We start from the raw sequence: 11,518 nt of genomic DNA on the forward strand, positions 1-11,518 counted from the left end.
TCAAGGGCTTGTTCTGACTGATAAATCAGAACGAAATATGGCGCCTGCCGAGACCCTCGTCGGTGCCGTCATCCCCGTTCTCAAAAGGATTGAGCTGATTGACCAGCCGCTCCTCCAGGGCCTGCTGCTCGGACGGGGTCAGGGGCTCCCCGGCGAGGGTGGTGAGGCTGAAGAAATCCTCTACCCGCTCGCCGATGGTGGTGATCTTGGCCGCATGCAAGGAGAGGCCGCACTGCTGGAACACGGCGCCGATGCGGGCCAGGAGGCCAGGGGTATCCAGCGCCGTCAGCTCCAGCAATGTGTGGCGGTTTTCCCCTTTGTGGGGCAGGAACACCACCCGGGTCGGCACGCTGAACTGGCGGTGGCGCCGGGACAGGGGTTTGCTGCGCAGCACCAGCTTGCCCGGCTCCTGCAGCGCCTTCTCCAGCGCCTTCTTGATGGTGGCGGTGCGGTTCGGGCTGATGGGGTCGCCGGTGGGCTCCAAGACGATGAAGGTATCGAGCACATAGTCGGTGCGCGAATTCATGATCTGGGCGTCGTGGATGTTGAGGTTCTTCTGATCCAGCGCCGAGGCCACGGTGGCGAACAGGTTCGGGGTGTCGCGGCAATAGATGAACACCTCGCTGCCACCCCGGGTGCTGTGCTTGCCGATGGTGACCAGGGGGGCCGGGTTGTCGCCATGCTCGATGATCTTGCGGCAGTGCCAGGCGATCTGCTCCGGGCTGTGGCGCAGGAAGTAGTCGGCCTTGAAGTCACTCCAGAGGGTGTTGACGGCGTCTTCTGATACCTCCCGCTGGGCCAGGATCTGTTTGGCCTGACGCTGGTTTTCGCGGATCTTGAGGCGCATGTCCGGCGGATTCTCCAGCCCCTGGCGCAGCGCCTTCTGGGTGGCGAAGTAGAGCTCCCGCAGCAGGGTGCCCTTCCAGTCGTTCCAGAGGGTGTCGTTGGTGGCGCAGATGTCCGCCACGGTGAGGCAATAGAGCAGGTCGAGGTGCAATTCGTCCCGCACCTTCTGGGCGAAGTCGGACACCACCTCGGGGTCATAGATGTCCCGCCGCTGGGCGGTGACCGACATCAGCAGGTGATGGCGTACCAGCCAGGCCACCAGGCGGCTCTCGTAGCGATCCAGCCCGTGCAGCTGGCAGAACTCCAGGGCATCCACGGCGCCGAGCTCGGAGTGATCCCCGCGCCGGCCCTTGGCGATGTCGTGGAACAGGGCGGCGATGCTGAGCAGCTCCGGCTTGCGCAACTGGGTGAACACCTCGTGACAGAGCGGGTGAGTCTGGCGGCTGGCCGGATTGGCGAAGCGGTGAATGTTCTGGAGCAGCCGGTGGGTGTGCTCGTCCACCGTGTAGGCGTGGAACATGTCGAACTGCATCTGGCCGACGATGAGGTTCCACTGGGGCAGATAGGCCGCCAGGATCCCGTACTTGTGCATGAGCGTGAGCGGCCGGCCGATGCCGTTGGGGTGGCGCAGCAGCGCCATGAACAGGCGCCTGCATTCGGGCAGGTCCTGCAGCCAGCAGCTGAGGGTGCGTCTGGCTTCGCGCAGCTGGCGCAGGGTGGCGGAGTGGATGCCGGCGATGTCGGGGTGCTGGGCTATCTGGTAGAAGAGGCGCAATATGGCGGCGGGATCCCGGCCAAACAGCTCGGAGTCCACCGCGTCGATGAGGCGGCCACGCAGCTGGAACTCGTCGCTGATGCGGCGCACGTCCATGGCGGTATTGCCGAGGATGGCCTCGTCAAACAGCTGCAGCAGCATCTCGTTGAGTTCCGCCACCCGCCGCACCGTCTGGTAGAAGCGCTTCATCATCTGCTCGACCGGGCCGTTGCCCTCTCCCTCGAAGCCCAGCATCTGGGCCACGGTGCGCTGCCTGTCGAACAGCAGACGGTTGTCCCCCTTGTTGATGGCCATGTGCAGGGCGAAGCGCACCTTCCAGAGGAAATTCTGGCAGTCGAGCAGTTCGCGGTACTCGGCGCGGTTGAGGAACCCGTGGCTGGTCATCTCGAACAAGGTGGTGGCCCCGAAGTGGCGGCGGGCGACCCAGGCCAGGGTCTGGATGTCGCGAAGGCCACCCGGATTGCTCTTGAGATCCGGCTCGAGCTTGTAGGCGGTGCCGAGGAACTGCCGGTGACGCAGGGTTTGCTCCTCGCGCTTGGCGCGAAAGAACTCCTCGCTCGGCCAGAAATGCTGGGGCAGGGTGGCGGCCTGCAACTGCTCGAAGCCGGCAAGACGACCCGTGATGTAGCGGGCCTCGATGAGGTTGGTGGCGACCGTGATGTCGGCCCGGCCCTGCTCGATGCATTCGCTCACGTTGCGCACCGACTGCCCCACCTCCAGCTTGAGATCCCACAGCAGGGTGATGAACTCGCCGATGCGCAGCCCCAGCACCTCGTCGAGCTCGTCCCCTTCATAGAGGATCAGGAGATCGATGTCGGAGTGGGGGTGCAGCTCGCCGCGGCCATAACCGCCCACCGCAATCAGGGTGAGGGGGGTCTTGTCGAAGCCGAACTTGCACCACAAGCGGGTCAGCAGTGCATCCATGTATTCGGAGCGGGTCGCCACCAGTTCGATGATGTTGTCGCCGGCATCGAAACGCGCGTGCAACCAGGTGAGAAAGCGGCTGAGGTACTCCTTGCAGTTCTCGCGGCTGAGCTGATCGTCGGGCAACAGGTGGGGGGAAAGCAGGCTGGCGTCCATGGCATCTCGTCGTCTTGAAAACACAAACCCCGGCATGGGCCGGGGTTTGATGTTAACCGTGTTTGATGAAGCGGTCGATAGTGTCATCGGGGCGCAGGGTCATCACCTCGCAACCGTCTTCGGTCACCAGCAGGGTGTGCTCCCACTGGGCGGAGTCGCCGCCATCCTTGGTGGTTACCGTCCAGCCATCTTTCGGGTTGATGCGGCAGTGATACTTCTTGCTGTTGACCATGGGCTCGATGGTGAAGCACATGCCGGGCTTGAGCTCCTGCTTGCCGCCGTTGCGATAGTGCAGGATCTGCGGCTCTTCGTGGAACTCGGCACCGATGCCGTGGCCACAATAGTCACGGACCACGGAGAAACCGGCTTGCTCGACGATGGGCTGGATCACGGCGCCAATTTCGGTGATGCACATGCCGGGACGGACCCGTTTGATGGCGGCGTAGAGGCTCTCCTGAGCCACCTTGCACAGTTGACGACGCAGGGGGGTGGTCTGGCCGACGATGAACATGGCGGAGGTGTCGCCGTGGTAGCCATCCTTGATGACGGTGATGTCGATGTTGAGGATGTCCCCTTCCCGCAGCTTCTTGTGGTTGGGGATGCCGTGACAGATGACATCGTTCACCGAGGTGCAGATGGACTTGGGGAAGCCGTGGTAGTTCAGCGGCGCCGGGACGGCCTGTTGCACATTGACGATGAAGTCGTGGCACAGGGTATTGAGCTCATCCGTGGTCACGCCGGCCTTTACATGGGGGGCGATCATGACCAGCACATCGGCTGCCAGTTGGCAGGCAACGCGCATTTTTTCGATCTCTTCGGGAGTCTTGATGGTGATGGACATGGATTCTCTCTTGCGACCCTGGCCTCTCATCGCGGGATGACCCAGCCAGGTAATGAAAAATAGATGCGTTTGCAATCAGGACAAAATTTTATCCCCAACCCCCGTTCACTTCCAGTGTGATCGTCATCCCAACGTCAGCCAGCGGTCGCACCCCGGTTCAGACGGGGGGATTTTTAGGCAGGCGGCCGGTGGTATCCCATGCAAACTTATGGTATAAAGCGCGCCGGAATGGGGAACTTGTTCCTCGCTCCATCACCCTTACTTAAACAACACACACACATCGACACCTGTACCGGGGTGCCCCTTTGGGGTCGGTTACATGGGATGTGTGGAGGCCTAACCCCAATACAGAGGTATAAAATGGCTAAAGTTTCTATGCGCGACATGCTGCAAGCCGGCGTTCACTTCGGTCACCAGACTCGTTACTGGAACCCGAAAATGAAGTCCTACATCTTCGGCGCCCGCAGCAAAGTTCACATCATCAACCTGGAAAAAACCGTTCCGATGTTTGACGATGCCATGAACTTCATCAGCTCCGTAGCTGCCAAGAAGGGCAAGGTACTGTTCGTAGGTACCAAGCGTGCCGCGTCTGAAGCCGTTAAAGAAGCCGCTGAGCGTTGCGACCAGTTCTATGTGAACCACCGCTGGCTGGGTGGCATGCTGACCAACTGGAAAACCGTTCGTCAGTCCATCAAGCGTCTGAAGGATCTGGAAACCCAGAGCCAAGACGGTACCTTCGACAAGCTGACCAAGAAAGAGGCGCTGATGCGTACTCGCGAAATGGAAAAGCTGGAGAAGAGCCTGGGTGGTATCAAGAACATGGGCGGCCTGCCTGACGTTCTGTTCGTTGTCGATGCCGACCACGAGCACATCGCTATCAAAGAAGCCAACAACCTGGGTATCCCGGTAGTTTCCATCGTTGATACCAACTCCAACCCGGACGGCGTTGATTACGTCATCCCGGGTAACGACGATGCTATCCGTGCCGTACAGCTGTACCTGAATGCTGCCGCTGACACCGTACTGGAAGCTCGCGCTCAGGACATCGTTGTTCAAGCCGAACAAGATGGCTTCGTTGAAGCTGAGTAATTAGTAAGGACTGAAAAGCCCTTATTAACCAAGCTGATGTAATTGGTTAGCAGGGGCCCTTGTGGCCCCTGTTTCTTGTCAAATCAAGACCGAGGATACTGGACATGGCTAACGTTACTGCCGCCCTGGTAAAAGAACTGCGCGAGCGCACCGCCGCTGGCATGATGGATTGCAAAAAAGCACTGGAAGAAGCTGCTGGTGATATCGAGCTGGCCATCGAGAACATGCGTAAATCCGGTCAGGCCAAGGCCGCCAAGAAAGCGGGCCGTATCGCCGCTGAAGGCGTGATCTTCGCCCGTACCGAAGGCAACGTTGCCGCCATGATCGAGCTGAACAGCGAAACCGACTTCGTCGCCAAAGATGCCAGCTTCATGGCCATGGGCCAGAAGATCGCCGACATCGCCGCGACCCAGAAAATTGCTGACGTTGACGCCCTGAAGGCGGCCGACTTCGGTAACGGTGAGTCTGTTGAGCTGACCATCACCAACCTGATCGCCAAGATCGGTGAGAACATGAACCTGCGTCGCGTGATGCTGGTTGAAGGTGACAACCTGGGTACCTACGTACACGGTTCCCGCATCGGTGTTATCACCAAGCTGGCCGGTGGTACTGCCGAGCTGGCCAAAGATCTGGCCATGCACGTTGCTGCCAACAGCCCGCAATTCGTCAAGCCGGAAGACGTGTCTGCCGAAGTCGTTGCCAAAGAGCGCGAAATCCAGATCGACATCGCCATCAACTCCGGCAAGCCGAAAGACATCGCCGAGAAGATGGTTGAAGGCCGCATGAAGAAGTTCACCGGTGAGGTTTCCCTGACTGGTCAACCCTTCGTGAAGGATCCGTCCATCACTGTTGCCGATCTGCTGAAGAAAGAAGGCGCTGACGTTGTCTCCTTCACCCGTTTCGAAGTGGGCGAAGGCATCGAGAAGCAAGAGACCGATTTCGCTGCTGAAGTAGCAGCCCAGATCGCGGCCGCTCAGAAGGCCTAATCGAACCGGTTTTTCCGTTTCCCCAGACCGCGACTTATGTCGCGGTCTTTATATGACCAGGAATCAGTGACATGAGTACCAATCCCAAGCCTGCATACAGACGTGTTCTTCTGAAGTTGAGTGGTGAAGCCCTGCAAGGATCCGAGGGTTTTGGCATTGATCCGGCGGTGCTGGAACGGATGGCCCAAGAGATCAAAGAGCTGGTTGAGCTGGGTGTTCAGGTTGGTCTGGTCATCGGTGGCGGCAACCTGTTCCGTGGCGCCGGTCTTGCCAAGGCGGGCATGAACCGCGTGGTGGGTGACCACATGGGCATGCTGGCGACCGTCATGAACGGCCTGGCCATGCGTGATGCCCTGCATCGTGCTTATGTGAATGCCCGCCTGATGTCGGCCATCTCCCTGCAGGGGGTCTGTGACTCCTACAGCTGGGCCGAAGCCATCAGCCAGCTGCGCGCCGGCAAGGTGGTCATCTTCTCCGCCGGTACCGGCAACCCCTTCTTCACCACCGACTCCGCAGCCTGCCTGCGCGGTATCGAGATCGAAGCCGACGTGGTGCTGAAAGCGACCAAGGTCGATGGCGTGTTCACCGACGATCCGGTCAAGAATCCGGATGCCGTGCTGTATCACGAACTGAGTTATGATGAAGTTCTTGAAAAAGAACTCAAGGTAATGGATCTTGCAGCCTTTACTCTGGCCCGTGATCACGATCTGCCGATCCGGGTGTTCAACATGAACAAGCCGGGTGCCCTGCGCCGTGTCATCATGGGTGAGCCGGAAGGCACCCTGATCCATCAGGCCAGCAAGTAAGATAGCGTCAGTCATCGGACTTTCTTATCCATGGCTGGCCAATCGGGTAGAGTGGGCAACCCTGTGCACTTGCTCATGACACCAGCTAATAAGATAACCTGGGTCATTAGGCGTGCTTATCCATTACGCCAGTCAATAAGATAGACACGAGCCGCGTACCGGCTCGTTCGCCAAAAGGAAAACACTGTGATCAACGAGATTAAAAACGACGCCAAGGACCGCATGGCCAAGAGCGTAGAATCGCTCAAAACCCAGATGTCCAAGATCCGTACCGGCCGTGCTCACCCGAGCCTGCTCGACGGCATCCAGGTGGAGTATTACGGTGCCGCCACTCCTCTGAAACAGTTGGCCAACGTCGTGGCGGAAGATGCCCGTACGCTCTCCATCTCCATCTTCGATCGCTCTATGATCCAGGCGGTGGAAAAAGCCATCCTGACCTCCGATCTGGGCCTGAACCCCTCCAGCAACGGCCAGACCCTGCGCGTGCCCCTGCCGCCGCTGACCGAAGAGCGTCGTCGCGATCTGACCAAGATCGTCCGCGCCGAAGCGGAAGGTGCCCGGGTTGCGGTGCGCAACATCCGTCGTGATGCCAACGCCGACTTCAAGTCCCTGCTCAAGGACAAAGAGATCTCCGAAGACGACGACCGTCGTGGCCAGGAAGAGATCCAGAAGCTCACCGATTCCTTCATCAAGCTGGTAGACGAAGCGCTGGCTGCGAAGGAAAAGGAGCTAATGGAAATCTAAGCCTCCGACAGGTATATTACGAGCGCCGTGTAGTGCCCCTGCACGGCGCTTTTGTCTTTGTGGGAGAAATGAATGTCGCTTTTGGCAGCGCTGGGCGATAGCGCCAGCTCGTCCTTGCCTCGTCACGTTGCCATCATCATGGATGGAAACGGTCGCTGGGCTCAAAACCGCGGCAAGATGCGGGTCTCGGGTCACAAGGCGGGTGTGAAGTCCGTCCGTGAAGCCGTGACCTTCGCCGCCCGCGCCCAGATGGAGGCGCTGACGCTGTTTGCGTTTTCAAGCGAGAACTGGCGCCGTCCCGAAGGGGAGGTGAACGCCCTGATGGAGCTGTTCATGACGGTGCTGGGACGCGAGGTGACCAAGTTGCACAGCAACGGCATCCGTCTCAAGGTGATCGGCGATACCGCCCGTTTCAGCGAACGGTTGCAGGCCAAGATTGCCAAGGCGGAGGCATTGACTGCCGCCAATCAGGGGCTGACCCTCAACATTGCTGCCAACTATGGTGGGCAGTGGGACATCGCCCAGGCTGCTCGCAAGCTGGCCCGCGCCGTGGCAGCCGGTGAGCTGGATGCGGAGGCGATCGACGAGGGGATGCTGGCAGACCAGGTCTGCATGGCCGGTCTGCCGCCGGTGGACCTGCTCATCCGCACCGGTGGTGACCATCGCATCAGCAACTTTGTGCTGTGGCAGCTGGCCTATGCCGAGCTCTATTTTACTCCGGTATTGTGGCCCGATTTCAACGAGGCCGAGTTCAGTGAGGCGGTAGCCTCCTTCGTGGCCCGCGAGCGTCGCTTCGGGTGCACGGGTGAACAGATACGGGCATTGATCGCCGAGCACCAGACCGGCTAAATCCCGCTCCCAAGAGAGAGGTTCTTTTGCTAAAACAACGAATTATTACCGTATTGCTGCTAGTACCCCTGGTGTTGGGGGCACTGTTTTTTCTGCCATTGAAATTCTTCGCCCTGCTGGCCGCCCTGGTCTTCGTGCTGGCCAGCCGTGAATGGAGCGCCTTCGTCTCTGCCCAGCCGCAGCAATGGTTGCCGCTGGTGTTCTGCCTGTTGCTCGGCGCCAGCCTGTATTGGGTGCCGGTGGAGCAACTCTGGATCCCGCAGCTGCATCCCCTGCTGATGGGGGTACTCTGGACCGCGGTCAGCTGGTGGCTGCTGGGGCTGCTGCTGGTATTGCGCTACCCCCAGAGCGCCAAGCTGTGGCAAAAGTCCATCTGGCTCAAGTCCCTGTTCGGCCTGGTCACCCTGGTGCCCTTCTTCTGGTCCCTGGTGGCCATCCGTGGCTACAACTTCTATCACGACCCCATGATGGGGGCCTGGATCCTGCTGTTCGTCATGGGACTGGTCTGGGCGGCAGATTCTGGCGCGTATTTTTTCGGCAAGGCATTCGGCAAACACAAGCTGGCGCCGGCGGTGAGCCCGGGTAAAACCATCGAGGGCATGCTGGGCGGCCTGTTTACCGCGAGCCTGCTGGCGGTCGGTGTCACCTGGTTCATGGGCTTCGTACCCGCCAAGATGGGGGTGGTGTTGCTCTGCTCTTTGCTGGCGGTGCTGGCCTCCGTGCTCGGCGATCTCACCGAAAGCATGTTCAAGCGCGAAGCGGGCATCAAGGATTCCGGCACCCTGCTGCCGGGCCATGGCGGCATCCTTGACCGTATCGACAGCCTGACGGCGGCGCTGCCGGTCTTCTTGCTCAGCTATCTGCTTCTCAGTCAGGAGTTCTAATGTCCAACCTGGTGATCCTGGGAGCCTCGGGCTCCATCGGTCAGAGCACCCTCAAGGTACTGCGACAGAACCCGGGGCGCTGGCAGGTGCTGGCGCTGACGGCGGCCCGCAGCGTGGATGCCATGCTGCGAGACTGTCTCGAATTCTCCCCCCGTTTTGCCGTCATGGTCGATGCGGGCGCGGCACGCGAGCTGGCGGAGCGCCTCAAGACCCATGGCAGCGCCACCCGGGTGCTGTCCGGTCAGGCCGCCCTGTGCGACGTGGCCGCCCATCCCGACGCCCATAGCGTCATGGCGGCCATCGTCGGCGCCGCCGGACTGGCGCCTACCATGGCCGCCGTGCGGGCGGGCAAGCGCATCCTGCTGGCCAACAAGGAGGCGCTGGTGATGTCCGGGGCCTTCTTCATGGAGGCGGTGCGCGATTGCGGTGCCACCCTGCTGCCCATCGACAGTGAACACAATGCCATCTTCCAGTGCCTGCCAGAGGATATCCAGCGCCAGCCCGGTTTCTGCGATCTGGCGGGGGCCGGCATCAGCAAGATACTGCTGACCGGTTCCGGCGGCCCCTTCCGTTATACCGACATCGCCGAGCTGGATAGGGTCACCCCGGCCCAGGCGGTCGCTCACCCGAACTGGTCCATGGGGGCCAAGATCTCGGTGGATTCCGCCACCATGATCAACAAGGGGCTCGAATACATAGAGGCGCGCTGGTTGTTCAATGCCGCCCCCGAGCAGATCCAGGTGGTGATCCACCCCCAGTCGGTCATCCACTCCATGGTGCAGTACAAGGATGGCTCCGTGCTGGCCCAGCTCGGCAATCCCGACATGTGCACCCCCATCGCCCACGCTCTGGCATATCCGGCCAGGATTGAGTCCGGCGTTGAACCTTTGGATTTCTTCAGTGTCGGAGAATTCAGCTTTATCCGTCCGGACTACGAGCGCTATCCCTGCCTGGCACTGGCCATGGCCGCCTGTGCGCAGGGACAGGCGGCGACGACCTCCCTCAATGCCGCCAATGAGGAGAGCGTCGCGGCTTTTCTTGCAGAGCGGATCGGATTTATGGATATTGCCAGAGTCAACGAGTCCATCATGGGAGCCCTGGGCGACAGCCCCGCCACCTCCCTGGACGATCTGATTGCGCTGGACACTGTGGCCCGTGCCCGTGCCCAGCAACTGATTAAGGAGCTTGCTCGATGATTGGAATGCAACTGTCGTTCCCATCCCGCCGCGCCCATGACGCCGGGGTGGCGCACTGATGGGCGGGGTTCTCTGGAATATCGGGGCCTTCATCGTCGCCCTCGGACTGCTGGTTGCGGTCCATGAATTCGGCCACTTCTGGGTGGCCCGCCGCTGCGGCGTCAAGGTGGAGCGCTTCTCCATCGGGTTTGGCAAGGCTATCTGGCGCCGTATCGGCAAGGATGGCACTGAATACGTGCTGGCCCTGATCCCCCTCGGTGGCTATGTGAAGATGCTGGACGGCCGGGTCGATGAGCTCAAGCCCGGTGAAGAGCAGCAGGCTTTCAACCACAAGAGCGTCTGGGCTCGGATGGCCATCGTCGCGGCCGGCCCCATGGCCAATTTCGTGTTTGCCCTGTTCGCCTTCTGGCTGATGTTCATGATTGGTGTCCCAAGCGTCAAACCGGTGGTTGGCGAGGTTCGCCCCGGCTCCATCGTGGCCGAGGCGGGTGTCCTGCCCGGCATGGAAATTGTCGGCGTGGGGGATGAGACCACGGGGGATTGGGAGGCGGTGACCTACGCCCTCATCAGTCACCTGGGTGATAGCTCCGTGCAGCTCAAGCTGAAAGCGGCAGATACCAGCTATGCCACCGACAAGACGCTGATGCTGGAGAGCTGGACCTTCGATCCGGACAAGGAGTCCCCCATCGGCAGCCTCGGCATCGTGCCCCTTGGCGGCAAGGTGCTGCCCGTGGTCGATGCCATCGTCCCCAACAGCGCCAGCGAGAAGGCGGGCCTGCAGGTCGGGGATCGCATCAAACGGGTAGGGGATGAGGCGATCACCGAGTGGACCCAGTTCGTCCAGCGGGTGCAGCACTCTCCGGAGCAGGCATTGCAGGTGACGGTGGAGCGGAAAGGCAGCGAGCTGACCCTGGCCCTGACCCCGGATGCGAAGAAAGTGAGGGGGGAACTGGTTGGTTTCGTCGGCCTGTCGCCACAACTGGTTCCATTACCGGATGAGTATCGAGTTCTGTTACAGTATGGGCCTTTGCAAGCCCTGTGGCATGGCCTCCAGAAGACCTGGAGCCTGATCACGCTGACCTTTGACATGATTGGCAAGCTGATTGGTGGCATCGTCTCGCTGGACAACCTGAGCGGCCCCATCTCCATTGCCAAGGGCGCCGGCAGCAGCGCCGATTACGGACTGGTCTATTTCCTCGGTTTCCTGGCGCTCATCAGCGTCAATCTGGGGATCATCAATCTGTTCCCCCTGCCGGTGCTGGATGGCGGCCACTTGGTCTACTTCCTCATCGAGGCAGTCACCGGCAAGCCGGTACCAGAAAAAATTCAGGAAGTTGGGTTCAGGATAGGCGCCGCCATTCTGATGTTACTGATGGGCATTGCGCTGTTTAATGATTTCGCTCGCCTCTGAGGCTAGAGCAT

At 60.5% G+C, this 11,518-nt stretch carries 10 protein-coding genes; 8 read left to right on the forward strand and 2 right to left on the reverse strand.

Annotated elements, in window-relative coordinates; genetic code table 11:
• Positions 1-25 precede the first annotated feature (25 nt).
• Entirely contained in the window at positions 26-2,701 is a 2,676-nt protein-coding gene (gene glnD / locus ACW5W7_RS06315; protein ID WP_456501140.1) for a bifunctional uridylyltransferase/uridylyl-removing protein GlnD, read from the reverse strand.
• A 52-nt stretch (positions 2,702-2,753) separates the two neighbouring features.
• A complete protein-coding gene (gene map, locus ACW5W7_RS06320; RefSeq protein WP_349921358.1) occupies positions 2,754-3,542 on the reverse strand; it encodes a type I methionyl aminopeptidase in 789 nt (262 codons plus the stop codon).
• A 360-nt stretch (positions 3,543-3,902) separates the two neighbouring features.
• Between map and rpsB the strand changes: the two genes are divergently transcribed.
• The 8 genes from rpsB (at position 3,903) to rseP (ending at position 11,507) form a co-directional block, all read left to right on the forward strand.
• Positions 3,903-4,631, forward strand: coding sequence for a 30S ribosomal protein S2 (rpsB, locus tag ACW5W7_RS06325; protein WP_005303470.1), 729 nt, complete (start codon positions 3,903-3,905; stop codon positions 4,629-4,631).
• Between the two features lie 104 nt (positions 4,632-4,735).
• Positions 4,736-5,617, forward strand: a complete 882-nt coding sequence (tsf, locus tag ACW5W7_RS06330) for a translation elongation factor Ts (protein WP_349921359.1) — start codon at positions 4,736-4,738, stop codon at positions 5,615-5,617.
• A gap of 71 nt (positions 5,618-5,688) precedes the next feature.
• Positions 5,689-6,423, forward strand: coding sequence for a UMP kinase (gene pyrH / locus ACW5W7_RS06335; RefSeq protein WP_349921360.1), 735 nt, complete (start codon positions 5,689-5,691; stop codon positions 6,421-6,423).
• A 186-nt stretch (positions 6,424-6,609) separates the two neighbouring features.
• Positions 6,610-7,167: a ribosome recycling factor gene (gene frr / locus ACW5W7_RS06340; protein WP_349921361.1), complete on the forward strand. Its 558-nt coding sequence runs from the start codon at positions 6,610-6,612 to the stop codon at positions 7,165-7,167.
• 72 nt (positions 7,168-7,239) lie between these two features.
• Positions 7,240-8,016, forward strand: a complete 777-nt coding sequence (gene uppS / locus ACW5W7_RS06345) for a polyprenyl diphosphate synthase (RefSeq protein WP_349921362.1) — start codon at positions 7,240-7,242, stop codon at positions 8,014-8,016.
• Between the two features lie 26 nt (positions 8,017-8,042).
• Positions 8,043-8,900 carry a phosphatidate cytidylyltransferase gene (locus ACW5W7_RS06350; RefSeq protein WP_456501141.1) on the forward strand — a complete coding sequence of 286 codons (858 nt, stop codon included), beginning with the start codon at positions 8,043-8,045 and terminating at the stop codon, positions 8,898-8,900.
• Positions 8,900-10,096 (forward strand): 1-deoxy-D-xylulose-5-phosphate reductoisomerase, encoded by a 1,197-nt coding sequence (ispC, locus tag ACW5W7_RS06355; protein ID WP_456501142.1) that lies wholly within the window; start codon positions 8,900-8,902, stop codon positions 10,094-10,096. Before ACW5W7_RS06350 ends, ispC begins: the two co-directional genes overlap by 1 nt.
• A gap of 58 nt (positions 10,097-10,154) precedes the next feature.
• Complete coding sequence (gene rseP / locus ACW5W7_RS06360) at positions 10,155-11,507, forward strand: sigma E protease regulator RseP (protein WP_456501143.1); 1,353 nt, start codon at positions 10,155-10,157, stop codon at positions 11,505-11,507.
• The last annotated feature ends 11 nt before the right edge of the window (positions 11,508-11,518 follow it).

It is taken from the genome of Aeromonas intestinalis, assembly GCF_054052485.1.

Excerpts from the sequence above, each read along its gene's own strand:
- glnD (WP_456501140.1), bottom strand. The coding sequence starts at position 2,701 with ATGGACGCCAGCCTGCTTTCCCCCCACCTGTTGCCCGACGATCAGCTC.
- map (WP_349921358.1), bottom strand. The coding sequence starts at position 3,542 with ATGTCCATCACCATCAAGACTCCCGAAGAGATCGAAAAAATGCGCGTT.
- rpsB (WP_005303470.1), top strand. The coding sequence starts at position 3,903 with ATGGCTAAAGTTTCTATGCGCGACATGCTGCAAGCCGGCGTTCACTTC.
- tsf (WP_349921359.1), top strand. The coding sequence starts at position 4,736 with ATGGCTAACGTTACTGCCGCCCTGGTAAAAGAACTGCGCGAGCGCACC.
- pyrH (WP_349921360.1), top strand. The coding sequence starts at position 5,689 with ATGAGTACCAATCCCAAGCCTGCATACAGACGTGTTCTTCTGAAGTTG.
- uppS (WP_349921362.1), top strand. The coding sequence starts at position 7,240 with ATGTCGCTTTTGGCAGCGCTGGGCGATAGCGCCAGCTCGTCCTTGCCT.
- ispC (WP_456501142.1), top strand. The coding sequence starts at position 8,900 with ATGTCCAACCTGGTGATCCTGGGAGCCTCGGGCTCCATCGGTCAGAGC.
- rseP (WP_456501143.1), top strand. The coding sequence starts at position 10,155 with ATGGGCGGGGTTCTCTGGAATATCGGGGCCTTCATCGTCGCCCTCGGA.